Raw genomic sequence first — 23,563 nt, 5'->3', positions numbered from 1 at the left:
GCCTCTTTTTTATGAATTCTTTTACAAAAAGAATGGTTTTGATAATAAAATGATTATAATCGTTGTTTGAGTGATAACAATCATTCATTCTAAAATCCCGCATTTTTAGGCCCTAAGCCTACGTTTTTTGTACAGGATACTAATTTATCTATGAGCGCACTTATCCATCACTTTGTTGTTCACCGTTTGATTTTAAACAAAGAGGATAAAATTCAAGCGATTCCGCGAGACAATTGCTTAGCGGTTACGCCAGAAATAGAGTTACTTGCCCATCAAATCAACCATAGCTTTAACAGCAAGCCTGGTAAGGGCGTAGGGCACTTTGTTGACAGTGATGACGCAGACAGTGCTTTTGCCGATGGGTTAAAAGCGTTTTTAGATAAGAAAAAGCGGGTGGTGAGCTTTTAGAAGATGATTTTCATCAGTTCTCAGTGTTCTCTGCTGATCGACTGGTAAAAACTCTTGCCGATACTGGCACAGTAGAAACAGGCTTTTTGATTTTTTGCCAATACGAATATTTGGCGACTCAATATCTAATGATAGCACTGCTTAATACGCGCTCTCACGTTGAGGTGACTCAAGCACTAGAGCTATCGTCCAGAGAACATTTAGACCTAGCGCGAATGCAATTAGCGGTACGAATTGACCTTACTCAGTGGGAAGTTCAGCCTGAGCAAGCGCGATACGTAAGCTTTATTAAAGGGCGTATGGGACGTAAAGTTTCCGACTTTTTCATGCAGTTTGTGGGTTGCGAAGAGCTAGTGGACATAAAGCAACAGAACAAGCAGCTTATTTCTAGTGTGGATGCGTACCTTGCCAGTGAGTCACTTGATCCACAGGAGCAGCATCAGCATCGGGAAGAAGTAAAAACCTATTTTAAAGAAAAAATAGATGCTGGCGAGAGTTTGTCTGTTGCAGAACTGGCAACCCGACTTCCAGCAGCAGAAGACGATAGCGCAAATTTTTCTACCTTTACGTCGCAGCTTGAAACGCCTTTAGAGAACGAAATTCAACCGGATCCCGCGGCGCTTCGTCAGCTCGCTAAGTTTACCGGCCAGGGCGGCGGTATATCATTAAGCTTCGATAGAAAGTTGTTGGGCGATAGAGTTTTCTACGATCCGGCAACGGATACACTTACACTTAAAGGCCTTCCACCGAACTTAAAAGATCAGTTAAACCGCCGAGGTGATTAAACACTGGGGATTAGGCGTAAAACCCGTATAATACGCGGAATAATTGGTGTAGCCACAGCGTTACCCGCAAGATTGAACAAAAGTAATTAAGGTTGTTATGCAGTTATTTGTTAACGATTTAACAGTGATGGATTTTTCTTACCTTTGCCCAGAGCGTGGCATGGTAGGAGAAAGCTGGATTGTTGATGTCGTTTTAGACGGTGAGCTCAACGAAGAGAGTATGGTTCAGGACTTCGGTAAGGTGAAAAAAGATCTTAAGCGCCTCATCGATGAATATGTTGACCATAAGTTGCTGATCCCAGCCGACTATGAAAAATGCGATGTGTTTAACGATGACGATAGCGGCCAAGTAGAGATCCGCTTTGAGTACACCGACAACAAACACATAATGTTGCATTGTCCGCCTGAAGCCTATGCAATTTTGTATGCTCAACGCATTACTATGGAATCGGTGAGTGTTTATCTAAAAGAAGTCCTCGCCACACATTTGCCAGATAACGTAGATAATATCACCCTACATTTGCGCACTGAGATAATACCTACACCTTTTTACCACTACACACATGGTCTAAAGAAGCACGACGGTAACTGCCAGCGCATTGCTCACGGTCACCGTTCCAAAGTTGATATCTATATCGACGGAGTGCTTAACCACGAAGAGCAAGCCTATTGGGCTAAGCGTTGGGAAGATATCTATATTTCTACGCAAGAAGATGAAATTAGTTATCAAGACCGCAAAATTATTGGGGAAGTAAGTGCCCCTGATGATTACTATTGCTATGGATATGAGTCATCACAAGGGTATTTTGAAATACTCATTCCCAAAGCAGACTGTGAAGTCATTGAAACCGACTCTACTGTTGAGTGCTTAGCGCAATTTATGTTGTCAGAACAAAAGAAGCGTACTCCCAATGTAAGCGTCAAAGTTGTTGCTTACGAAGGCGTTGGCAAGGGAGCCATGGTCTCTGGCTAACCAAAGACTATCAGTTAGCAGGAAACAACCATGAGTAAACGAGTATTCTCCCATTTTGTGTGGTTACCATTGGCTTTTGTGCTGATAAGTAGTTTTGCATCTGCTGATGATGTGCCTCTTACACTGAATGGAAAACTTACCCAAGGTAGCTTAGTGAGAGGGCAAATACCCCCTGGCGCTAGCGTTTATCTTGATGACAAAGAGATTAAGGTAAATGCTCAAGGTAAGTTTGTTGTTGGTTTTGAAAGAGAAGCCGAACTGGAACATACGTTTGCCGTTGTCACTGAGAGTGGAAGTCGTTTTGTTCGAGAGTTTACGTTAACCGAAAGAACATACGATATTCAGCGTATTGATGGGTTGGCGCAAAACATGGTGTCGCCACCTCATGCGGTTTTAGAACGTATCAGGCGAGACGGTGCCAATGTGAGTAAAGCGCGTTCTATGGTAACCGATATCGACGCGGTGTTTACTCGGTTTGTATGGCCTGCAAAAGGGCCAATTACCGGTGTTTATGGCAGCCAACGTGTACTCAATGGTGTACCTAAGCGACCGCACTTTGGCGTTGATGTGGGTGGACCTACCGGAACCCCAGTGACTGCTCCAGCACCAGGAACGGTCACGCTTGCGGATGATTTGTATTATTCGGGAAACACCGTGATCTTAGATCACGGTATGGGAGTGTTTTCGACCTTTCTTCATTTAGACACAATAGCGGTAAGTGTTGGTGATAAAATAAAAGTGGGCGATGCCATCGGTACCATCGGGGAAACTGGGCGAGCCACAGGGCCTCATTTAGATTGGCGCATCAATTTAGGTACAATGCGACTCGATCCAGAAACTATCGTTACGGGTTCACCACAGTGATAGTGTTGCTTGATGAACCCGTTTCAACGATTTAACTTACTCCAAGCCACTCATTGAATCGCGCAGTATTATCGATGGAGAAGTAGCAGACATCTTTTTGAGCTTCAATGAGAGAAAGCGAAACCGTAAGCAGTTTGCCGTCACGAATCAAAGTAACATTCACTTTATCACCGGTACTGGTGTCTAATAAGCGTTGCAATAGTGCCATAGACGCTACCGTATCGTTAACGGCGATGATAGTGTCTCCTACGTAAATACCTGCAATTGACGCTGCCAAGCCATTGAACACTTGCGCTACCTTTACTCCAATAGAAGACTCTTTAACCGTCGCGCCAAGCTGATGCTTAATCGCAGGCGAAGTGGAAATACCGCCTTTGTCCGCTAATCCAGTTCGAGCTCTGTAGTGAAGGCTGATCCCTATATTTGACAGCCACTGTGAGAGTGGAACATCTTGTGTACCATACACCACAGCATTGAGGTAGTCAGAGACGTCAATAGAAAACTCATTGGTACATAGCGTTTGAATAACGTCATCTGGTGTGCCTTTGAGGTCTTTCCCATAGTCACGCCACAGCACTTGCATCACTGAATCTAAGCTGACTTGGTTATTTGATTGTTCGCGTAACAAAAGATCAAGGCCGAAGGCGACAATGCCACCCTTAGCGTAGTAGCTGACAATATTATTGGTGGCACTGGCGTCCTGCTTGTAGAATTTGGTCCAGGCGTCAAAACTACTTTCTGCAATTGACTGTTTAAAACGGCCTGCATTTTGAGCAACACGAGTGAAAGTTTGCGCAATAATATCTAAGTACTTTTGAGGCGTAATAGTGCCTGCTCTTGCCAGAGTGACATCATCGTAAAAGCTCGTAAAAACCTTCATATATCCATAGTTGATTGGTATACGTTTCTTGTGACAAGTCGGGTGTAACCATTATTGCGGGTTTAATACGTTTAACGTGCCATGTATGGAAAAGCTCATGGCTACACAAACTCAGAAACGTTATGTAACCGTCGGACTTTTCATCGCTTTCACCCATAAGCGGTAGGTCGTATCTTGGATAAAGCAACGCAGTAGAACTCATATGCTCTAAGCCGCCATAACCGGATTCACTGAGTAATGTCATGAACACATAGCGGGTAACAGGGTAAGGTTTACCAAACAGTGAAAGATGGTGCTCGCAAATCGGAATGAGGTCCTTGGTCACTCTTTCAATGTCTACGGGCGTAGTTCCCGAGAATAGGAGCACAAACTCAATCCCATCAACCCAAAAACTCTGTGATAAAGACTCACCAACAAAGAGCGGATGATCGATGAGGTCGTCGTAGTTGGTCGACGTAAATTGCCATAAAGAGTCACTGTCTATGCTCATCGGAAGGCTGGTTTCGATGAGCGGATTTAATGTGTTTGGTTTGATAACAGTGAGTTCGCAAGGTGTTTCATCTGACCCTTCTATTTGCAAGAACGCGCTCGTGCCATTGATAAAAGCGTATTCATGGTTGATGAATGCTGAGCGAATAGAAAGGTCGTTTGCGTAAACAGTATATAAAACGGTAAAAGCGTTACCGTGTGATTCAATAGCCCATGTTTGTTTGTCTGCCTTATGCCATGCAACTGTATTATTGCCATCTAGTGATTGAACGTCGAAGGTAACAATACTTTTAGCAAAATCCCGAATCATGTAACTGCCCGGGATCCATGCAGGTAGGGTTAACATCACTGACTCACTGCTGTGCGCTGGTACCGTCATTTCAATGGTGAACTCATGATACTCAGGGTTTGGAATGGCTAGCTGATACTGAATTTTACTGTCTGTTGGGAACATATTTACGGCTACTCGATAAGCTGACTGACGACAGATAACGCATGAAGACTTTGTCAGCGCAGGAAAAATTAGTTACATTTACAAAGCGTTTCATCATTGATGATGCTCGCACTACTAATATAACAAGGCCACTAAAGAATTGCTCGTCATCGACAGATACATTCTTATAGTCTTGTCTTAATGTAAGCATTTACGGAAGTCTTAATGGCAGATAACAGTTTGAGCAATCAACTCAGCAAGGACGATATCGAGAACCTGCGTTCACTCAAGCCAGGTACCGTTGTTGATCTTCAAATAGCAACGCCTACGGCACCCAAAAGAGTGAGAGTTGCTTATGTTGGGATGGAAATTCCCAACTGCTTAGTTTTTCAAGTGCCAGCGTCGGCGAAGTGGATGACGATTCGCGATCTATTATTTGTCGAGAATGATCTGGTAGTCCGCTACGTGCTAGAAGGCACTGTTGGGCAGGTTATCGCGTTTAGGAGTACCGTACTCAAGTTACTGTCAAAGCCGTCTGGCCTTTTAATAACAAGCTTCCCAGAAAGAGTTGAGTCTATAGGCCTGCGCTCATCAAAACGTGCCCAACCGGGTATTGCAGTTTCAGTAAGTTCGGAGATTGTAGGATCAGGCGTTAAAACCACGGGCATTGTTGTTGATATCTCTAATAAAGGCTGCAGACTGGCTATGCCGGTCAATCCGGATTGGCCCATCCTCGACGAGGGAGTGGACCTGACGCTGAGTTTTAGAGTGGGCGAAACGGAAAATTCGTTGAAGGCAATTGTTAAGAACCAGCATCCTGAAGAAGATTTCGTGTATTACGGCTTACAGTTTGATAGTGATGAGAAAGTGGTTAGCGACGTATTAGCCAAACACACATTGATCACCTAAAGGGTGACCTTGGCACTAGTTTCCTTGCACCATAGATGAATCAACAATTATTGCGTTCAGCGGTATTTTTCCGATTCTACACTGCGATAAGTCGCCAAGCTGATACGACCAAGTCGGTACAAAGCCACTCATATCGACGTATAATCACCCTAATATTTGTTACACCGGTGTTTATGTGACTAGATTCGAACGAGTTTTTGAGAGTAACGAGCGTCTGTTCTGGACGTTACAAAGTGCGGGTTGGTTTGGCTTTGCACTCGTTTATTACATTGGCTCCTTCCTTCACGACATGCGACCCATTTGGGTTTTCGTTATCCTTCTTAATGCCTACGCGGGTTGGATCCTTACCATTCCGTTACGCTATGTTTTTCGATGGGCGCGAAAGCGTTCTGCGCTCAGTATGATCATTACCATTCTGGCGGCTTGCTACGTTGTAGCCTTGGTTTGGGCCGTGGTAAAGAATGTTAATTACTGGGAAATTTATAAACATGGCTACAGGCCTGATACCTGGTACATGTACTTCACCAACACTATTAACTCATTGATTGTTATCGGTTGTTGGACGGGTGTTTACTTCGGCATCAAAAACTTTCAAATGCTACAAAAAGAGAAGCAAAACGCGCTTAAAGCCTCGACGATGGCTCACCAAGCACACATTAAAATGTTGCGTTACCAACTCAACCCTCATTTTCTCTTCAATACGTTGAACGCTATATCAACGCTCGTTTTGCTTAAAGAAAATGACACTGCAGAGGCAATGGTGTCTCGTTTGAGCGACTTTTTGCGCTATTCTTTAGATAACGATCCAATTAAGCGGGTGCCACTGGAGCAAGAGATTAAAGCGCTGAGATTGTATCTTGAGATAGAAAAAGTCCGTTTTGATGACCGACTCGAGGTGAAGTGGGATATTGATGAAAACTGTTTTAATGCCCACGTACCCAGCATGTTGTTGCAACCTATTATTGAAAATGCAATTAAACATGCTATTTCCAAAATGGAGAGTGGTGGTCAAATTGCTATCTCTGCGAGTCGCTTCGGAAACGACTTGCTGATGGACGTGGCAGATAATGGTCCTGGAGCCGATATTCAAAACGGCCAACTAGCCCGTGAAAACGGGGTTGGGTTAGCAAATATTAAAGAGAGGTTGCAGTCGTTGTATCAACGCAATTTTGCGTTTTCAATTGATCACAACCAGCCTTCTGGAATTCGCGTACGTATTCGAATTCCATACGATATTAAGGATAATTAAAATATGTCGGAGTTTCGCATTAGAACACTGGTTGTCGACGACGAACCCTTAGCAAGACGCGGATTGCGTGCAAGACTTGAACGTCATGACGACATTGAAGTGCTTGCCGAATGTCAAAATGGCCTAGATGCGGTAAGTAGTATTTCGCAACATAGACCTGATTTAGTGTTTCTAGACATTCAAATGCCAGGATTAAACGGGTTTCAAGTGATTCATAAGCTCCGCGAATTGAATCAACCTATTCCTATTATCGTGTTTGTTACTGCGTATGACAGTTACGCTATTAAGGCGTTCGATATTCATGCGTTGGATTACTTATTGAAGCCCGCTGACGATGAAAGACTTCAGCTCGCGCTAGACAAGGTGCGCGACCACTTCAGCACCCAATACCAAGACGAGCAATCGCAAAAGCTAGTGAGTCTAGTCGCTGAACTAACCGGCGATGACTGTGAAGAAATTTTACGTAAACTTGCCAGTGGTGAGCCAGTAGAAACCAATCCTTATCCTGATGTACTTGCCATTAAAGATGGCTCAGAGGTGACGCGAGTGAGTGTACAGGATATTCAATGGATTGATGCGGCGGGAGACTACATGTGTGTGCACGCGTTAGACGGTATGCACATTATGCGCAAGACAATGAAAGAGCTTGAGCAAGAGTTAAATCCACAGTGGTTTGTTCGTGTCCATCGCTCGGCCATTGCGAACATCCGCTTTGTGAAAAAGCTCGTTAGTCACATCAGCGGCGAGTATCATCTTATTTTGCAGAATGATACGGAACTTAAAGTAAGTCGCAGTCACAGAGACAAAGTTAAAGCGGCAATGAAGATGTAATTACAGTGAACAAGCGTTACGCGTAACGCTTGTTCATGATACTCTGCATACACTCAAGTGTTGATTTTAAAAGAGGTTTTCCTGGAGTATGGGTTACCGACAGCGGTACTTCAACGGGATTACCATTTACCATACCTATCATTACGTTTGTGGTGGGTTCACCTACAAGATTAACTGCATAATGTGCTAACGTATTGGCTAATATCCTGTCTTGACTCACCGGTGAGCCACCCCGTTGAACATGCCCTAAGATGACTGGGCGCACCTCAGCGTTTGCCCGTTTGGTGAGTGAATCAGCAAGTTTATTGAGCCCTCCAGGCCACACGTTTTCAGCAACTACGATAATAAAACTCACAGTACCTTTTAGCTTTCTACGCTGTTCAATCTGATGGCATATGTTTGCAAGCATCTCTGATTCAGTCGTAAAAAGCTCCGGTAAAATGACGTAATCAGCAGCCGATGCAACAGCGGCGCTCAGCGCTAAAAATCCAGCGTGCCGTCCCATGACTTCCACCAGAAATATACGCTCGAAAGCATCCGCGGTGTCTCTGACCTTATCTATCGACGACACAGCAGTATCAATGGCGGTGTAATAACCGATGGTAGCGTCTGTGCCCGAAATATCGTTGTCGATGGTGCCTGGTAGCCCCAATATTTGACCGTTCCAATAATGAGAAAGATGGGTTGCTCCCCTGAACGAACCGTCACCGCCGATTACGATAAGGGTGTCAATTTCAAGTGCTTTGAGGTTCTTGGCAGCTAATATTGCGCTTTCTGTCTCTTTGAACTCGAGGCACCTCGCACTGTGCAGTATAGTGCCACCTTGTTGATTGAGATTGTGAGTATTACTCGAGTACAAGGGAATATACTCTTGTTGAAGTAGTCCATTGTAGCCGTGTTTATAGCCAAAGAGTGTATAACCTCGCTGTTCGCAAGTAAGTATTACGCCTCTTATACAAGCGTTCATTCCTGGGGCGTCACCGCCAGAGGTGAGTACTGCAACTCGTTTAGACATCATTGTTCCTTTATGGGTCTACCGCATCATAATGCTAGCTGATCTAATGTATTGCGGGAACCGTTTGAGTAGATGTAGGTCAACATAATGACAAGTTTTGTTCCATGTGCGAAAAAACGCAACCATGTGTGAACACTTCGCCGAAGTCAGTGATTGTTTGAAAGGACTTAAAATGAAGAAATTGATAGTTTTGATAGGAGTATTGTTACTAGGAGCATGCTCGTCAAAATTTGCGTACAACAATTTAGATTGGGTAGTGTACTGGTACCTCGATGACTACATAGAATTGAATGACGCCCAAGAAAAGACGTTTGATAGGTATTTGCAGGGTTGGCTTCGTTGGCACAAAGAACAGGAGTTGAAGCAGTATCACACCCAACTCACTGAGTTACGCAGCGACATCGAGCAAGATAATCTGAGTTACGACGTTATCGCTCAGCATGTTGATACCGTAGGGAGCCACTGGGACAGGCTTAGGGTAGAACTGGCACCTCAATTGGCAGAAATGGCAGAAACTCTGTCTGATGACCAAATTATTATGCTGTTTGCTGCGTTTGAGCGTGAAAATAAGGAAGAAGAGGAAGAACTTCAAGAGTACGCCGAGCGTTCGTCTGAGGAAAACATGGAACGTCGAATTAAGCGCCTTGTGGAGAATATGGAAAGTCGGGTGGGCGACTTGTCTGATGAGCAGTATGACATTGTGAAAAGTTACGGTGTTCAATTACAGGCGACAGGACAGTTTTGGATTGATTATCGACGCAATACGCAACAAGCTGCCAGACGACTGTTTGCGACGCGGGCTACTAATCCTAATTTTGTCGAGGATTTAAGGAGCTTGATGAGTCAGCCAGATGATTACAGAGATCCTCAATACAAAGAAGCTCGCGAAGAAAACAGGCATATTTGGGTGACAATGGTGGCCACACTCGCAGACACGCTGTCACCCAAACAGCGTGGCGAGCTTATTGATAACATCGATGACGTTATTGAAGATGTCGAAGGCTTCATGAAATAACTGTGTTCATGAGTAAAGCGTTCAATGCCTAGTCTTTCGATGATGCTTCAGGTGTTGAGCGCTTCCAGATAGAGGCCAGTATAGAACCGTTCACGTTCATCACTGGTCCAAATACTGCCGGTGCAATTCCCATGGTAGCCACTTTTCCCATTTGCACAGCGATGCCCGAAGCCAAACCAGAGTTTTGCATTCCTACCTCAAAAGCTATGGCTCTCGCGGAGGCTTCATCAAGTTTAAGTAGTTTTGCCGCTGTATAGCCTAATCCCAAGCCCAACACATTTTGCAACGCCATGAGTAAGATCACCAATAGACCAAGTGTGACTAAGGTATCTCTTCCTGCGGCTGTGATGACGCCGATAATCACTACAATACCGACCATGGAAACCATAGGCATAAGTCTATCAATAAGCGGGAATTTTCCATGCAGGAAGTGATTAAATAGCAAACCTGCCGCTACAGGGAGTAACACGATTTTGGTGATACTCCAAAACATTCCAATGGCATCAATATCGATGGCTTCTCCAGCGAGCAGAAGCATAAGTAACGGCGTAAGTATAGGGGCGAGAATCGTTGAAAAAGAGGTCAGCGTTAAAGACAGCGCAAGATTAGCGCCAGCGATATAGGCCATTACATTTGATGCCAAACCGCCTGGTGAGCATCCCACGAGAATAATCCCGACTGCAACCTCAGGAGGAAGACCAGAAAGCTTGGCCAGGGTAACACCAAGAATGGGCATGATAGTAAATTGGCAAATCAAACCAATACCCACTTGTTTGGGCATTTTTACTACTCTTGTGAAGTCCTCTATGCCCACCGATGTGCCCATGCCAAACATGATGAGCATAAGAAGCGGTACGATGAGTTCGGTAAGCTTAAAATCACCAATAGCCAGAAATAACGAAGGGAAGGTAATGGATATTGCAACAACAACTATAATCGATAGGGTAAATATTAGATTTTTATACACGATTTAGTATTCCTGTGACTCGACGTTTTGAATGAATTATTTTTGGTTACTCTTTGTTCGGAATATCGATAAATCCCAAATGACTTATCGATTGCAGTTGTTCGGTGATACTGGGAACCAGCATGGCATGTTTTTTATGTAAATAGTGATAAAGCCCTACATTGCGAACAAACTTCTCGATAATGATAAAACTATCTGCTGGGCGCGATTTCAAAAAGGCTTCTGCGGTTTCCCGGTTTACAACGGCCATCTCAATTCTGTTTTTATCGAGCATTTGCAGTAAGGTTTCGTGATCTACCGCTCTAATCACCGGAAGTTGATGTTCTTCGACCATACGTTCTAAGCCTACGAACCCTTGGGTGATCCCAAATCGATACTTTTTGAAATTGTCGTAAGACGCTAAATCTACGTGTGGGCGGGCAACAATAATTGATTGCACGTAACAGATAGGTACTTCAACGGGAATAAGGTTAGCGTAATCCTCTTCAAGCCCTTTTACTCTAAGCATTTCGCCGTCATAGTGACCGTTGTTAGACTCTTGCAGTCCTCGTTCACTAGGTAAGGTGAGATACTTCACCTTGTACCCCAAATTTTGATAGGCAAGGTCGAGGGCCTTGTGAGCACAGGTGTATTTTTCGCCAAGTTGAGTGCGTACAAACGCTAACTCGTTAGCCATCGTCAATGTGCTAGTCACACTGACAGCGGCAAATGCTATCCATTGGTAAACTGGCGTAAACTTTAACAATTACAGCACTCTACGTTTTACTGATACTAGGGTGAGCATATCAGTTATTGAAGATGTGACAAGAGTGCCGTGTCAACTCTAGTCGTCTCTTTGTACTCTGTCTGGCGCACCAATACCGACTCTATCCGATTTACATATGGTGTCGTACTCGTCTCGGTAGTAGCGAAAATTCTCACATTCAGATTCGTAACGTTTCCGAGCTGACAGGGCTTGTTGGGGATAACGGTTATCAGACATACGTTCGGCAAGGCCTTCGCACATCGCCATTTGTCGATTAACTTCCAAAATATCTTCGCAGGGTGGAGTGTGATTACAGCCAACTAAAACAGCACTGGCTATGGCAACTGTGAATAGTGATCGTGTGTTCATTTTTTCCCTATATACGTCATGAGTTCGTTGTGGAGTGCATCGTATTTTTCTTGGTGTTGACGCTTTAACGGCATGTCGTCAATCAATTTGTGTATTCTTCTACATTCAGTTACTAGCTTGGGCTCAGGCTTTTTGCCTTTATCGAGTATTCGCAACAAACACTGGAGTAAGTTAAGCGCAACACCAGTATTCACAGGCGCGAATTGCTGAGCTAATCCGAAGGCATCACGCGCTTTTTCAAACTGTCCTTCCTGATATAACTCGATACCTTGCTTGTTAAACTGTTGATATTGGGTGAGCTTTTCTTTTGCACTCATCCCTTCTTTTTAATTAAATATAGACCATTCGGATCTAACGTATGGGGAATTTTTTCAACTATTTGGTTTAGCTCTTGCGCTTCTTCAAATTCACCAATGTCGTACATCACTTTTAAACTATCAGGTAAGAATATAGGGGGGACTTCTCCGAACTTCTCTTCAATGGCCACTTGTGAACGCACAATACTTTTCTTGGCATCTAACATTTTACCGTCTATGGCGTTTAGCCGTGCTTGAACAATATCGTTGTATATATCAATACTGAAGTTAGAAGAGAGACGTTGTAGATATTCGTCAAACCTTGCTCTTTGCAATTCAAGCAGCGCCTCTTGTTGGTACCGATTTTTCACACTTTTTTCGTCGGTGTGTTCAGCAACGTCAAGTAGGCTTCTTATATAGCCACACCAATGCATAGTGTTGTGGTGTACCGAGCGTTTTGACAGGTCCCATATGGCCTTACTCGACTCAGACGCAAGCACATAGTCATCGTTATTTTGGGCAATGGTACAGGCAATAAAGTGACGCTCTAACGAGAATGGTGACAGTTTGATAGAAGTTTTAATGGCATCAAGTGCGAGAGTGCCTTCTTGCAGCATATCGTGGGCCTGAGCCAGAATATCATGTGCGTCTGCACTGAATCGGTGTTTAGCCAACACACCATCAATAATCCGTATGGCTTGTTGTGGTTGCTTCATGAGCAAGTGTGTTTTTGCTAATGCTATTTGAGCCCACATGATGGGGCGACCATCACCATATTTCGACAACAGATCCAATGCAGGTTTTGGCTCATTAAGTTGCCAATAAATTTCTACAAGCAGTTTTTCACAGCTGCCTTTATAATGCGACGGTGCATCTAATAGCTTTTCACAGGCTTTTTTTGCTGTTGGTAAATCGTCATCGGCTACCGCACGAAACACTGGCGTAAGAAACTTTCTTTTTTGCCATGCTCTGACAATTCTTGTTTTGAGTTGCGCATGAGAAAAAGGTTTGATGAGGTAATCATCGGGGCTTCGTTCGAGGGAGCCTAACACGACAGGACGAGCGCTATCCGCGCTAATAATGATAAATATACACGTGGGTTTAATGAGCTTTCTTGCTCTTAGTTCTTCGATTAATTCAAAGCCATTTTTTTTGTTAACGCCTAAGTGCAAATCGCAAAGAATAACGTCAAACTTATTTTTCTTACACTCAGAGATACTTTGTTCAGCTGTTGCTTTGGTAACGACCTTTGAAGCACCCATGGCATTGAGCAAGCCTCGTAAAAGCAAGAGAAAAGGGCGTTGATCTTCAATGATCAAAACTTGCTTGTTAGCAAAATTCATTTGAAATCCGTTAACCGAGGGCGTTAAGTAACGCCCATATAAGTTCTTTGCGAATCACGTTATTTGCTCTGGCAATTAACGCGAACACAAAGATTGTTATCAAGCACTTAAGAAATCAGAAAAGCCGCCGACAACCTATTTACGTTACTGTTATTTAAGCACAAATATGCAAGATGAAAAGCTAATCACGCTCGATAATGCCATTAAATGGGATTGGCAGGGCACGATTGGTCAATCTGCAGGCAACCGAGCCCAATTTGTACTCTATTTGGCGATGCAGGAAGGGAGTTTATCGTCGCCACTTTCTATATTGCCAGTAGCATCGTCCTCTGATGAAATAGCAATAACCCAAGCGGCTAATCACTACCGAAAAATACCATTGGAGTGCAGTGAGCAAGACTGGCGAAATGCCCAGCAAATTAATCAGTTAGTGAATAACGGCGAAAACGGCAGTCGGCGGTTGTTCAACGCATTGTTTCCTTTGCCACTGAGTATCAAAAACGATGCATCTCGCATTCCCTCTGATATCGTTGCTAATTGCTCCCTTGCCACACAAAAACGCCAAGATGCTTTGTTGAGCCATGAACTCACTGAAGACAATACGCTGCTACACGAGGTTGTAGAGCAGGCTCGCCAATCACCATTACTGGCCGCCCCCTAGATTTATCCAACCGGCTCTGCTAGACTCCGCGCCGCATTTTGCACTGGTTTTACGTTCCAACTAGCAAAGGTGAACAATCAATGAGTCAATATATCGTTTGCGCGATGTACAAATTTGTCGCGCTCGAAAACTACGAAGCAATGCGCCAGCCGCTGCTTGAAGCCATGGAAAGTCATGGCATAAAAGGTACTTTGTTACTTGCTAACGAAGGTATCAACGGCACAGTCTCTGGCACCAGAGAAGGCATTGACGGTCTTCTAGCTTATCTAAATGCCGATGAGCGCATCAATCCTATCTCTTTTAAAGAATCACTCCACGAAACACAGCCGTTTTACCGCACGAAAGTAAAACTGAAAAAAGAAATCGTGACCATGGGTGTAGAAGGTATCGATCCACTTAAAACGGTGGGTACTTATGTAAAGCCTAAAGACTGGAATGCGTTGATCAGTGATCCAGATGTAACGGTAATTGATACCCGTAACGACTACGAAATTGAGATCGGTACGTTCAAACACGCCATTAATCCAAAAACAGACACGTTCAGAGAATTCCCGGCTTACGTAGCCAAGGAAATGGACCCTAAGAAAAACAAGAAAGTTGCTATGTTCTGTACGGGCGGCATTCGCTGTGAAAAGTCTACTGCCTACATGAAAGAGCAGGGCTTTGAAGAAGTTTACCACTTGGAAGGCGGAATACTTCAGTACTTAGAAGATGTGCCTAAAGACGAGTCTTTGTGGGAAGGTGACTGCTTTGTATTTGATAATCGGGTTGCGGTTAATCACGACCTTGAAAAGAGCCACTACGACCAATGTTACGCCTGCCGTTTACCAATAACCGCAGAAGACAAGCTGAGTGATAAATACGAACCAGGCGTAAGCTGTCCACATTGCTATGGTACGCACACCGAAGACCAAATTGCGCGCTTTAGAGAGCGTGAAAAGCAGGTTCAGTTGGCTAATGCTCGCCAAGAAGAACACGTAGGTACTGGTGCTCGAGATACTATGGAAGCAAAGCGCGAAGAGAAAGCGCGGGCACAGCGAGAGCGGGCACTTAAAGCACAAGAAAACAAAGCGTAGACACTGACCATGTTGGGCGTTACACTCTTGTTACATCCAGTAAGTAGTAAGGGGAGCCAGTGAGCGTCCAACTTTCCGAAGCAAAAATTGAAGAGATCAAAAAAGACTTCAGTTTTTTCGACCGTGATGGAAATGGTCAAATAGATTTACGTGAGTTTATTGATTTACTTACCGTTATCTCACCAAAAACTAAAGCCAGTCATGTTGAAGAGGGCTTTAAGCTTATCGACAGCAACAACGATGGTTATATCGATTTTGAAGAGTTCTTGTCGTGGTGGCAAGAATGCTGGTGGGAATACTAATTCCACACAAAGATTAAAAAAGCGAGCTTATGCTCGCTTTTTTGTAGCTATTCGTCGTCTGACTCATCGACTACGGGACGAGGCTTTCGTTTCACCGGCACCATGCCGATGTCTTTACCTTCCAAGGTATTAACTCTTTTCTGAACTTTAGGCTGCTTGGCTTTCTGCTCGTTGCCGCCTTTATTCGAACGTCTTGCTGGCGCCGTTTTTCCTCGCGATTTTTTAGGCGTAAAACCTTTAAATTCAGCAGGAAACTCCGGGTGTGCGCTGCACTCTACCGCATACTTCAGGTGTTGCTTAATTTGCTCAAAACTATTCCAGTCGCGAGGGCCTACTAAAGAAACGGCATCTCCTTGCTGACCGGCGCGACCGGTTCTACCTATGCGGTGAATGTATTCATCTGCTTGTTTAGGCAAATCAAAGTTAACCACTAGGCCCACTTTTTGAAGATCTAAACCACGCGACGCTACATCAGTGGTAACTAACACCGAGTGTTGACCACGAGCAAACTCGCTCATAATTGATGAACGTTGGTTTTGTGGTAAGTCTCCGCGTAAGCCAATGGCCTCAAGGTTGTGTTCGTTGAGCAAAGCCGCAAGGCGGTCGGTGTCATCTCTGGTAGCAGTAAACACAATTGCTTGATTGTATTCGCTCGCATTGAGAATAGCGTGAAGTAACTTATCTTTATGCTCGATGTTGTCGGCAAAATAACACTGCTGTGAGATATCACCGTGTATTTGAGTAGACTCACCAATAGCCACGCGCACTGCACCTTGAGTGAGCTTCTGCGTCATATGATTAAGTTCAATATTGTCGAGGGTTGCCGAGAACAACATAGTCTGACGCTTTCTGTGGTCGGCAAAACCGTTAATCATATTGAGTTGGGGAGCAAAGCCAAGATCAAACATGCGATCAGCTTCATCAAAAATAAGTAGTTCCAAGCCGTTTAAGAAAACGGTTTTATCTTTGAGGTGATCAGCTACTCGACCCGCAGTACCTACGATAATGTGCGGGTTTCTGCGCAAGGCTTTGACTTGGTCATTGTAGTTCTCGCCGCCCACAACCAGAGCACAATGTAACTGAAGCCCTGACGTGAGTGACTTGGCTTCTAAAAATACTTGTTTAGCGAGTTCGCGAGTAGGCGCTAAGATCAAACAGCGAGGATCCCGTCGGGACAATGGCTTTTGTGACATTAAACGCTGAATTGCAGGCACCAAAAATGCAAAGGTTTTTCCCGAGCCAGTCTTAGAAGATGCAATAACGTCTTTACCTTGAAGGGCTGGAAGAATGGTGTTTTCCTGAATTTCAGTAAGTTCAACAATGCCTTTAACAGAAAGCTTGTCGATGATTTTGTGATTGACGGGTAGGTCTGTAACTCGCAAGATGAAGCCTCATAAATAATACGCCGTATATTATCGCCCAAAGCCCATGAAGATGAAAGGTGAAAGAGGTGTTTGAAAAAAGGAAGAGGCAGGATGATCCCGCCTCTTAACATTTGTATAGCGTTGTAAAACGCAACTAAAAGGTCATCTCTGGAATCTCGCCACTGTAAACGACTTCAGCGCCGGTTTTTTCAACAATCTCTTCCACAGATACGCCTGGAGCGCGTTCTTTCAATACAAATGCGCCGTTGCTTACTTCCATCACAGCTAAATCGGTAATGATACTAGTAATGCAATTTACGCCTGTGAGCGGCAAGGTGCATTCTTGAAGCAACTTAGGATTACCGTGTTTGTCGGTATGTGTCATGGTAACAATAATGTTTTTAGCACCCGCAACTAAGTCCATTGCACCGCCCATGCCTTTAATAAGTTTGCCTGGGATCATCCAAGACGCGATATTACCTTGTACGTCTACTTCAAATGCGCCCAATACCGTAAAGTCGACGTGACCGCCACGGATCATGGCAAAGCTCTCGGCCGAACTAAAGATTGATGCGCCGGTAATGGCGGTAACGGTTTCTTTACCCGCATTAATCATATCGGCGTCGAGTTGCTCTTCAGTTGGGTTTGGACCCATACCCAGCAAACCGTTTTCAGATTGCAGCATTACACTAATACCCTCTGGCACAAAGTTAGCCGCTAGGGTAGGTATGCCAATACCTAGATTTACGTAATCGCCGTCTTTAAATTCTTTTGCTACGCGTTTAGCTATTTGATCTCTGGATAGCGCCATAATTAAGCCTCCTTCGCAACTACTCTGCGTTCAATACGTTTTTCGAAGCTACCTTGAATTACCCGGTTGACATAAATACCCGGTGTATGAATTTGACTCGGCTCTAGCTCACCAGGTTCAACGATTTCTTCTGCTTCAACCACAGTGATTTTACCGGCCGTTGCGGCCATCGGGTTAAAGTTTTGCGCGGTGTGACGGTAAATACAGTTACCATATTTATCGGCTTTCCACGCGCGAACAATAGCAAAATCACCACGAATAGATTCTTCTAAGATGTAAGGCCTACCGTCGAATACTTTCGTTTCTTTACCTTCACCTACGGGCGTGCCGTAACCGGTAGCGGTATAAAAGGCAGGGATGCCAGCGCCGCCAGCGCGCATTTTTTCCGCTAGGGTGCCTTGAGGCGTCAGTTCGACTTCAAGTTCACCGCTCAGTAACTGTTGTTCAAACAGTGCATTTTCGCCCACATAAGAAGACACCATTTTCGAAATCTGCTTGTCTTCCAAAAGAATACCTAGGCCAAAATCATCAACGCCACAGTTATTAGATACCACGGTAAGATTTCTGGTACCCATGGTTTTAATCTGAGCGATAAGTCCTTCCGGAATACCACATAAACCAAAGCCGCCGGCAATGATTGTCATTCCATCTTGTAACCCTTCCATTGCTTCGGAATAGCTACTTACTACTTTGTCGAAACCTGACATGAGGGTCTCCTGTACAAAAGTTGTCATTGGTTGCTACTACATTATTCAAAAATTAGTATTGCCGACCTTAGTGAATATGTAAAATTGATTAAATTGCGTTATTAATAAAAAAAGTTTATTAATAAGTGGATAAGAATACTGATAATAACTGAGGGCAGAAGTGAACATTTCCCATAAAAACTTAAGGGCATTTGTACAGGTAGCGAAATCGACTACCTTTGCCGATGCCGCTAGCCGTTTGCACTTAACCCAGCCCGCGCTTTCGTCAGCCATTAAAAAGATGGAAAGTGAATTAGGTGGCAAGTTATTCTCACGTTCAACAAGGCGGGTTGAACTGACTCCCGAAGGGCAAAGTTTATTACCCAACGCCATCAGACTTCTTCAGGACTGGGAAGACACCTTTAACGATATTCAAAATTTGTTTTCAATGGAGCAGGGCAAACTGCATATAGCTGCTATGCCATCGTTTGCTGAATCAAAGCTTCCCAACCTTTTAAAAAACTACAATACACGCCACCCTAATATACGGCTTCGGATCTTCGACGTAGTCATGGAGCGAGCCGTCGAAACTGTATTAGATGGCGGCGCTGAAGTAGGCTTTACCTTTGAGCCCCAACGTAAAGAAGGCTTAGACTTTTTACCCCTGTTCGACGACGCCTTTGTGGTGATCGTGAACGCAGAGCATCCACTCGCACACAACTCAAACGTTAGCTGGCGCGACTGTCTACAACACCCTTTTGTCATCATGAACAGAGGTTCTGCAGTTAGACAGTGGACAGATGAACACCTTAGCCAATACGGCGAACCACGCATTGTTGCTGAAACCGGCCAATTGGGCACCTTGGGCCAGTTAATACAACAGGGCCTAGGCATCGCAGTAATGCCATCACTATGCGTACCCAACATGAAAAAGTTGGGGCTAGTGTCACTCACTATTAATGAGGACCCTCTAATTAAATCGGTGGGCATGATAAAGCTAGCCCATAAAGAACTATCAGTAGCGGCACAATCGTTGTGGGATTACACAAAGCGAAAGTATCGGTGATGTGAGATGTGTTGGTAGAGTGGGGGTTTTTAGATTTATCATGTTGTTTTTATGATATAAGGTGGGACTGGTTAAGAGGTTTTTCAGTGATATACGGAAAAGTCCTGTGTTTAACCTGGACGGAAAGACGGAATTATTCCTTTTCGTGAAGTTGATTGGCTTTGAAAGGAATTTTTGTGTGATAGGAGGAAATATTCCTGTTTGTAGAGAGGGGTATTTCCTGATAATAATATTGTTATAACTCTCGGAGTTTAGTTTGACCAAAGAAGCTCATGTGCAACTGTTGGGGGAGATCAGATCCGAAATATCTCAGCACATGCAGTGGCGTAGAAAGTTATTCGATCACCCTGACAATACTGAATTCGAAATCACTCCGGAGTCTGTTGAGGATACGTGTCCATCTCTCGCTAAAAAAATACGTGCTCAAAGTTTAAAATTTGTAGTAGTAAAAAATAACGGTGAAAGTTTGGATGGGGTAATTTTAAGTTTTATCCAGTAATGTATCCAGAGGTCACTAAAATCTCATTTAACAACCCAAAGGCAAGGATTTGGTAAGAACGAGTTCTAACAAAACGCTCAAGTCGCATCCCGCTACGCGGGCTGCTGGGACAAAAACACAGTGCGGCTTCGCAATTATCACACTGTGCTTTTGCCCCTTAGCTTAGTGTTAGAACTATGTGCAATTCAAAGGAGATATTATGAACTGGAAAATATTTACAAGTATCACATTGTTTTTTATGTCGGAATTGCCAATGCAAACCCTAAAATTAATGAGGCTATAAATGTTGTGCAACAACTTTGCTTGTCTGGCTCAGAATATGAAATTTCAGCGGATATTAAAGGGAATGTGACAATTAAAAGCTTTAATCCGAAAGCAAATGGCTCTGTTACTCTAAATGCGAGAGAATCCCATGGTGCAACAGCTATACAGTTTCAGGAAGATTTGAGGATTATAGCCGATGCACAAATTCGAGAGTGTACACAAAAACATATTGGTAGAGTGTTGGATGCTGTCTTTTCAACAACAAGAACCCCAGTATCTTCAGTAGCCGAAAATAATTCAATAAGAAGAGCTAAATACATCGGTTTTATTCCTAAAGAGGCGTCAGTATATGGTGCTACAAGTAGTGAAAATCAAACTTACTTTAGATTTAATGTATCAAAGCCTTCTATTGCTAATTTCTTTGTCACTAATCTATCTAAATCCATTGAACTTGAAGTTTTATCCTCTGATGGGAATGTTGTTGCCGACGACAATTACAGCCGAAGAAAAAGCTCTCCGGTTAATGGTGGTATAAATGATGTTTTATTACTTCCCAATCAGGACTACTTTGTCAAAATATCACCTTTAAATAATGGCCATTCTACAAGCTTTAAATTGTCGATTGTCGCAGAGCCTGCGGAATAGAGTTCTAACAAACACATCATGTACATTCTCTTCGCTCATTGGGACTCAAGCTCACTGGCTTCGCTCGTCACTCGCTATTAAAGCCAGCAAGCCTGCGCCCCAAATGTGAACCGTTAGGCGACGCGTGCAACGGACTACCAATAAATTGAAATGTTAATATGGAAGAATCGATTTTTTCAAACTCAAAAGATACTCTCACTTTAATAATCGCTGCGTATGCTGCTGTTATTTCGACTTTTGTTTTAGGCTGGGACGCATACAAGTACTTAGCCTCGGGCGCAAAGATCAATATTCGAGCATCAATGAACATGAAAGTTTTTGGTGGTTTGGAAAAAGATGAGAATACTTACGTATCCGTTATTGCGCAAAATGTCGGCGATAGACCAACAACTATTACAAATCTTGGTGGTATGTTTTATGAGTCTTGGTGGAAAGCGTATTTATTTAGGAATAGACCAGACGAAGCATTCGTAGTGCAAGCTCCGAGCGACTCACAACCCATACCTCATCGCTTCGACATAGGCACGCAATGGATGGGAACTTTTCCTCAAAGAAACGAAATAGAGGAACAAGCCAAAAATGGATATCTATTTTTAATTTTGTACACTGCATGCAATGGTTCTGGAAAAAGAGTTCGAGTTACATTTAAGCGGGAAAAATAGGATGTTTTGGGAGTCGCCTAACAAACCGCTGTAGACGCACGCGGGGGGTGCTGGGACAAAAACACGTGGGCTGTCCTCGCTTCGCTCGTTATTATAGCCCTCGTATTTTTGCCCCTAAACGGGGTGTTAGGCGGTTGTTCCCTACAAAATCAATTATCAGTTCATTTGTGACATTTCTGCCAATAGGCTGTTTCACGAGGTCGTTTGAAATCTCGTTGTTCAACTCTCATTATTGGTTGTGTCAGCTGGTGTTTCTATTTAAGTAGCCGCGTTACATCTAGCATTTCGTACTGGGTTGTTTTATCGTGGTTTTATCATTTTTAAATCAGCGGTTTGTTTGGCAATTGGCGGCGGCAGTGCCGCGTGAGTTCAGTTGAACGCCTAACAAAACGCTCAAGTCGCAACCCGCTACGCGGGTCGCTGGGATAAATACACAATGCGGCTTCGCGATTATCGCATTGCGCTTTTGCCCCTAAGTTTAGTGTTAGGTGCCAAAAGGTATTAATAAATGACTGACGAAAAAAAAGAATCCAAGGAATCGACGAACTGGTTAGTTGGATTTGACAAACTGTTTACTCCAACTTTTCAGTATCTCGGTGAAGAGCTTAGAGACAGTGTCAAAGCTAAACTAGAAGAGTACAAGGACAAGAAGAAACGTGAAAATACATCCTTACATTTAGCGGCAGTGATAGATCGAGAGCCAGAAGGAAAAGTCGAATCTATAGAACAATTAGAGCTTTTTACCGAATGGTTAGAAGGTGCTGAAAATATAAGTGATACGCAAAAAGAGCTGTCCGCAATTTGGCGAGGAATCCTTAAAGACATTAAAAATGGTGTTTCCATAGATCCTGTTATAATTGAAAGAACAAAATTAATAACTCCTCATGAAGCTGAAGTATTGCTCTATTTTAAATATTCGAAAATGTTGAAAAGATGGGAATTTCTTGCAAAAACGGGTAGAGAGTCATATTACCTTAGACAACTTGAGAAAAAAGATATAGTAATTAACGATAGTTTAACTTTTAGAATTTTTGGGATAGCTATATCAACAAGACGTTGGAAACTGACCTGGATTGGTGAGCATATCCGAAAAATGCATGATATATGGACTGATGGTAAACCTGGCAAGAATGACACCTAACAAAACGCTTAAGTCGCAACCCGCTGCGCGGGCTGCTGGGACAAGAGCACAATGCTGCTTCGCGATTATCGCATTGTGCTTTTGCCCCTTAGCTTAGTATTAAGTCCAGGATAAATTAATTCTTCGATGAAAATTTTAAAAATCACATATCTAATTTTATCCGGCTTATCCTTTCTCTTAGTCTGTGGATTTTTATCTCTCTTTATTTTCTCTTACACACCTATGGGAATGTCGCACAGCCAAAATCCTGTATTCACACTAAATCACGGAAACATAACAACCGACCAAAACTATGAGGTGATTTACAGCCATCAATCTCCACCAGTTTTCAACGGAGATCACCTAGATTATTACTGCATCCAACTTGAAAAATTCGAGTTTCAGTCACCCAAAGAAAACGAATGGATATTTGGTAGGGAAGACAATTCGCTATTCAGCGACGCAAGAAAGCAAACAGCCCAACAAGGCAATATTGGTAAATGTTTCAATGGAGAAACGGATGCAGAATCCATTAACGTTGCTTCAAAGATATGGTCAATCAAAGCGAGAAGAAGCCACATAGAAGGTGCCGTTGTAATTATGTATCATCGGGAAACAAATCGTCTTTTATACGTCAGCTTTGAGACTTAAGAAGGCGCTTAACACGTGTGTCACTGCGTGCCACACTGGAACACAAACGTAGCGGTGCTTCGCATTTTACCGCTGCATTTGTGCCCGTTTGCTAAATGTTATGTGCCAAAAGTTAGAAATGGAATTCACAGCAAGTAGAAAAAAGATATCGCTGTATTGGGTAACTAGTAGCTTATTAGTCACTT

The 23,563-nt window shown here is 43.5% G+C and carries 27 protein-coding genes and 1 pseudogene; 16 read left to right on the top strand and 12 right to left on the bottom strand.

The genetic code is table 11. The annotated features are described in order from the left end of the window. Positions 1–150 precede the first annotated feature (150 nt). The 3 genes and pseudogenes from yejK (at position 151) to EYS00_RS07670 (ending at position 3,030) form a co-directional block, all read left to right on the top strand. Positions 151–1,193: pseudogene (gene yejK, locus EYS00_RS07680) on the top strand (nucleoid-associated protein YejK). Between the two features lie 97 nt (positions 1,194–1,290). Further along, positions 1,291–2,166, top strand: a complete 876-nt coding sequence (locus EYS00_RS07675) for a 6-carboxytetrahydropterin synthase (protein WP_130635968.1) — start codon at positions 1,291–1,293, stop codon at positions 2,164–2,166. A 30-nt stretch (positions 2,167–2,196) separates the two neighbouring features. Next, the gene (locus EYS00_RS07670; protein WP_130635967.1) at positions 2,197–3,030 is read left to right on the top strand and encodes a M23 family metallopeptidase; all 834 of its coding nucleotides are present in this window, start codon (positions 2,197–2,199) and stop codon (positions 3,028–3,030) included. A gap of 31 nt (positions 3,031–3,061) precedes the next feature. Here the strand turns inward: EYS00_RS07670 and EYS00_RS20895 are convergent, their stop codons facing one another. The 3 genes from EYS00_RS20895 to EYS00_RS07660 are packed head-to-tail and all read right to left on the bottom strand — an operon-like array spanning position 3,062 to position 5,043. Then, positions 3,062–3,910 (bottom strand): PDZ domain-containing protein, encoded by an 849-nt coding sequence (locus tag EYS00_RS20895; RefSeq protein WP_258313019.1) that lies wholly within the window; start codon positions 3,908–3,910, stop codon positions 3,062–3,064. Continuing rightward, positions 3,882–4,853: a hypothetical protein gene (locus EYS00_RS20890; protein ID WP_258313018.1), complete on the bottom strand. Its 972-nt coding sequence runs from the start codon at positions 4,851–4,853 to the stop codon at positions 3,882–3,884. The genes EYS00_RS20895 and EYS00_RS20890 overlap by 29 nt, the downstream gene beginning before the upstream one ends. Next, positions 4,834–5,043, bottom strand: coding sequence for a hypothetical protein (locus EYS00_RS07660; RefSeq protein ID WP_130635966.1), 210 nt, complete (start codon positions 5,041–5,043; stop codon positions 4,834–4,836). Before EYS00_RS07660 ends, EYS00_RS20890 begins: the two co-directional genes overlap by 20 nt. Before the next feature lie 14 nt (positions 5,044–5,057). Here EYS00_RS07660 and EYS00_RS07655 point away from each other — a divergent pair, with 14 nt between their 5' ends. From EYS00_RS07655 to EYS00_RS07645, 3 genes are all read left to right on the top strand, one after another. Next, positions 5,058–5,741: a PilZ domain-containing protein gene (locus tag EYS00_RS07655; protein ID WP_130635965.1), complete on the top strand. Its 684-nt coding sequence runs from the start codon at positions 5,058–5,060 to the stop codon at positions 5,739–5,741. A 175-nt stretch (positions 5,742–5,916) separates the two neighbouring features. Further along, complete coding sequence (locus EYS00_RS07650; RefSeq protein WP_130635964.1) at positions 5,917–6,990, top strand: sensor histidine kinase; 1,074 nt, start codon at positions 5,917–5,919, stop codon at positions 6,988–6,990. A 3-nt stretch (positions 6,991–6,993) separates the two neighbouring features. Further along, positions 6,994–7,821 carry a LytTR family DNA-binding domain-containing protein gene (locus EYS00_RS07645; RefSeq protein WP_130635963.1) on the top strand — a complete coding sequence of 276 codons (828 nt, stop codon included), beginning with the start codon at positions 6,994–6,996 and terminating at the stop codon, positions 7,819–7,821. Positions 7,822–7,837: 16 nt separating this feature from the next. Here EYS00_RS07645 and EYS00_RS07640 read toward each other — a convergent pair whose 3' ends face one another. After that, positions 7,838–8,836, bottom strand: a complete 999-nt coding sequence (locus tag EYS00_RS07640; RefSeq protein WP_130635962.1) for an ATP-dependent 6-phosphofructokinase — start codon at positions 8,834–8,836, stop codon at positions 7,838–7,840. Between the two features lie 172 nt (positions 8,837–9,008). Here EYS00_RS07640 and EYS00_RS07635 point away from each other — a divergent pair, with 172 nt between their 5' ends. Further along, positions 9,009–9,851: a DUF6279 family lipoprotein gene (locus tag EYS00_RS07635; protein WP_130635961.1), complete on the top strand. Its 843-nt coding sequence runs from the start codon at positions 9,009–9,011 to the stop codon at positions 9,849–9,851. Positions 9,852–9,879: 28 nt separating this feature from the next. On the opposite strand, the gene EYS00_RS07630 is transcribed toward EYS00_RS07635, so the two are convergent. From EYS00_RS07630 to EYS00_RS07615, 5 genes are all read right to left on the bottom strand, one after another. Then, positions 9,880–10,818: a bile acid:sodium symporter family protein gene (locus tag EYS00_RS07630; protein ID WP_242618687.1), complete on the bottom strand. Its 939-nt coding sequence runs from the start codon at positions 10,816–10,818 to the stop codon at positions 9,880–9,882. Between the two features lie 46 nt (positions 10,819–10,864). Then, a complete protein-coding gene (locus tag EYS00_RS07625; RefSeq protein ID WP_130635959.1) occupies positions 10,865–11,563 on the bottom strand; it encodes a hypothetical protein in 699 nt (232 codons plus the stop codon). A 78-nt stretch (positions 11,564–11,641) separates the two neighbouring features. After that, positions 11,642–11,932 carry a hypothetical protein gene (locus tag EYS00_RS07620; protein WP_130635958.1) on the bottom strand — a complete coding sequence of 97 codons (291 nt, stop codon included), beginning with the start codon at positions 11,930–11,932 and terminating at the stop codon, positions 11,642–11,644. After that, positions 11,929–12,249 carry a hypothetical protein gene (locus EYS00_RS20885; protein WP_242618686.1) on the bottom strand — a complete coding sequence of 107 codons (321 nt, stop codon included), beginning with the start codon at positions 12,247–12,249 and terminating at the stop codon, positions 11,929–11,931. The genes EYS00_RS07620 and EYS00_RS20885 overlap by 4 nt, the downstream gene beginning before the upstream one ends. Further along, a complete protein-coding gene (locus tag EYS00_RS07615) occupies positions 12,246–13,571 on the bottom strand; it encodes a response regulator (protein WP_242618685.1) in 1,326 nt (441 codons plus the stop codon). The genes EYS00_RS20885 and EYS00_RS07615 overlap by 4 nt, the downstream gene beginning before the upstream one ends. Positions 13,572–13,737: 166 nt before the next feature. Between EYS00_RS07615 and EYS00_RS07610 the strand changes: the two genes are divergently transcribed. The 3 genes from EYS00_RS07610 to EYS00_RS07600 all read left to right on the top strand — a co-directional run bounded on the left by EYS00_RS07610 (position 13,738) and on the right by EYS00_RS07600 (position 15,610). Next, complete coding sequence (locus tag EYS00_RS07610) at positions 13,738–14,232, top strand: VC2046/SO_2500 family protein (RefSeq protein WP_130635957.1); 495 nt, start codon at positions 13,738–13,740, stop codon at positions 14,230–14,232. 80 nt (positions 14,233–14,312) lie between these two features. Beyond that, positions 14,313–15,308, top strand: a complete 996-nt coding sequence (locus EYS00_RS07605; protein WP_130635956.1) for a rhodanese-related sulfurtransferase — start codon at positions 14,313–14,315, stop codon at positions 15,306–15,308. Between the two features lie 59 nt (positions 15,309–15,367). Beyond that, entirely contained in the window at positions 15,368–15,610 is a 243-nt protein-coding gene (locus EYS00_RS07600; protein ID WP_130635955.1) for an EF-hand domain-containing protein, read from the top strand. Between the two features lie 47 nt (positions 15,611–15,657). On the opposite strand, the gene EYS00_RS07595 is transcribed toward EYS00_RS07600, so the two are convergent. The 3 genes from EYS00_RS07595 to EYS00_RS07585 all read right to left on the bottom strand — a co-directional run bounded on the left by EYS00_RS07595 (position 15,658) and on the right by EYS00_RS07585 (position 18,492). Next, positions 15,658–16,992, bottom strand: a complete 1,335-nt coding sequence (locus EYS00_RS07595; protein ID WP_130635954.1) for a DEAD/DEAH box helicase — start codon at positions 16,990–16,992, stop codon at positions 15,658–15,660. 136 nt (positions 16,993–17,128) lie between these two features. Then, on the bottom strand, positions 17,129–17,785 hold the full coding sequence (locus EYS00_RS07590) for a CoA transferase subunit B (RefSeq protein WP_130635953.1): 657 nt from the start codon (positions 17,783–17,785) through the stop codon (positions 17,129–17,131). A 2-nt stretch (positions 17,786–17,787) separates the two neighbouring features. Next, entirely contained in the window at positions 17,788–18,492 is a 705-nt protein-coding gene (locus tag EYS00_RS07585; RefSeq protein ID WP_130635952.1) for a CoA transferase subunit A, read from the bottom strand. A 160-nt stretch (positions 18,493–18,652) separates the two neighbouring features. On the opposite strand from EYS00_RS07585, the gene EYS00_RS07580 reads away from it, so the two are divergent. From EYS00_RS07580 to EYS00_RS07555, 6 genes are all read left to right on the top strand, one after another. Beyond that, positions 18,653–19,537 (top strand): LysR family transcriptional regulator, encoded by an 885-nt coding sequence (locus EYS00_RS07580; protein WP_130635951.1) that lies wholly within the window; start codon positions 18,653–18,655, stop codon positions 19,535–19,537. A gap of 256 nt (positions 19,538–19,793) precedes the next feature. Then, positions 19,794–20,036 carry a hypothetical protein gene (locus tag EYS00_RS07575; protein ID WP_130635950.1) on the top strand — a complete coding sequence of 81 codons (243 nt, stop codon included), beginning with the start codon at positions 19,794–19,796 and terminating at the stop codon, positions 20,034–20,036. 120 nt (positions 20,037–20,156) lie between these two features. Then, positions 20,157–20,945, top strand: coding sequence for a hypothetical protein (locus EYS00_RS07570; protein ID WP_130635949.1), 789 nt, complete (start codon positions 20,157–20,159; stop codon positions 20,943–20,945). Between the two features lie 158 nt (positions 20,946–21,103). After that, positions 21,104–21,607, top strand: coding sequence for a hypothetical protein (locus EYS00_RS07565; RefSeq protein WP_130635948.1), 504 nt, complete (start codon positions 21,104–21,106; stop codon positions 21,605–21,607). Positions 21,608–22,115: 508 nt separating this feature from the next. Then, on the top strand, positions 22,116–22,748 hold the full coding sequence (locus EYS00_RS07560; protein ID WP_130635947.1) for a hypothetical protein: 633 nt from the start codon (positions 22,116–22,118) through the stop codon (positions 22,746–22,748). Positions 22,749–22,874: 126 nt separating this feature from the next. Continuing rightward, positions 22,875–23,378, top strand: a complete 504-nt coding sequence (locus EYS00_RS07555; RefSeq protein WP_130635946.1) for a hypothetical protein — start codon at positions 22,875–22,877, stop codon at positions 23,376–23,378. The last annotated feature ends 185 nt before the right edge of the window (positions 23,379–23,563 follow it).

Source organism: Alteromonas sp. KUL49 (genome assembly GCF_006538345.1).
Lineage (GTDB): Bacteria > Pseudomonadota > Gammaproteobacteria > Enterobacterales > Alteromonadaceae > Alteromonas.
The sequence above is the reverse complement of the archived record's forward strand: the minus strand, read 5'-3'. Positions and strand labels throughout refer to the sequence as shown.

Excerpts from the sequence above, each read along its gene's own strand:
- EYS00_RS07560 (WP_130635947.1), top strand. The coding sequence starts at position 22,116 with ATGACTGACGAAAAAAAAGAATCCAAGGAATCGACGAACTGGTTAGTT.
- EYS00_RS20885 (WP_242618686.1), bottom strand. The coding sequence starts at position 12,249 with ATGAGTGCAAAAGAAAAGCTCACCCAATATCAACAGTTTAACAAGCAA.
- EYS00_RS07635 (WP_130635961.1), top strand. The coding sequence starts at position 9,009 with ATGAAGAAATTGATAGTTTTGATAGGAGTATTGTTACTAGGAGCATGC.
- EYS00_RS07620 (WP_130635958.1), bottom strand. The coding sequence starts at position 11,932 with ATGAACACACGATCACTATTCACAGTTGCCATAGCCAGTGCTGTTTTA.
- EYS00_RS07640 (WP_130635962.1), bottom strand. The coding sequence starts at position 8,836 with ATGTCTAAACGAGTTGCAGTACTCACCTCTGGCGGTGACGCCCCAGGA.
- EYS00_RS07615 (WP_242618685.1), bottom strand. The coding sequence starts at position 13,571 with ATGAATTTTGCTAACAAGCAAGTTTTGATCATTGAAGATCAACGCCCT.
- EYS00_RS20890 (WP_258313018.1), bottom strand. The coding sequence starts at position 4,853 with ATGTTCCCAACAGACAGTAAAATTCAGTATCAGCTAGCCATTCCAAAC.
- EYS00_RS07660 (WP_130635966.1), bottom strand. The coding sequence starts at position 5,043 with ATGCTTACATTAAGACAAGACTATAAGAATGTATCTGTCGATGACGAG.
- EYS00_RS07655 (WP_130635965.1), top strand. The coding sequence starts at position 5,058 with ATGGCAGATAACAGTTTGAGCAATCAACTCAGCAAGGACGATATCGAG.
- EYS00_RS07670 (WP_130635967.1), top strand. The coding sequence starts at position 2,197 with ATGAGTAAACGAGTATTCTCCCATTTTGTGTGGTTACCATTGGCTTTT.
- EYS00_RS07675 (WP_130635968.1), top strand. The coding sequence starts at position 1,291 with ATGCAGTTATTTGTTAACGATTTAACAGTGATGGATTTTTCTTACCTT.
- EYS00_RS07605 (WP_130635956.1), top strand. The coding sequence starts at position 14,313 with ATGAGTCAATATATCGTTTGCGCGATGTACAAATTTGTCGCGCTCGAA.
- EYS00_RS07590 (WP_130635953.1), bottom strand. The coding sequence starts at position 17,785 with ATGGCGCTATCCAGAGATCAAATAGCTAAACGCGTAGCAAAAGAATTT.
- EYS00_RS07585 (WP_130635952.1), bottom strand. The coding sequence starts at position 18,492 with ATGTCAGGTTTCGACAAAGTAGTAAGTAGCTATTCCGAAGCAATGGAA.
- EYS00_RS07645 (WP_130635963.1), top strand. The coding sequence starts at position 6,994 with ATGTCGGAGTTTCGCATTAGAACACTGGTTGTCGACGACGAACCCTTA.
- EYS00_RS07610 (WP_130635957.1), top strand. The coding sequence starts at position 13,738 with ATGCAAGATGAAAAGCTAATCACGCTCGATAATGCCATTAAATGGGAT.
- EYS00_RS07565 (WP_130635948.1), top strand. The coding sequence starts at position 21,104 with ATGGAAGAATCGATTTTTTCAAACTCAAAAGATACTCTCACTTTAATA.
- EYS00_RS20895 (WP_258313019.1), bottom strand. The coding sequence starts at position 3,910 with ATGAAGGTTTTTACGAGCTTTTACGATGATGTCACTCTGGCAAGAGCA.
- EYS00_RS07555 (WP_130635946.1), top strand. The coding sequence starts at position 22,875 with ATGAAAATTTTAAAAATCACATATCTAATTTTATCCGGCTTATCCTTT.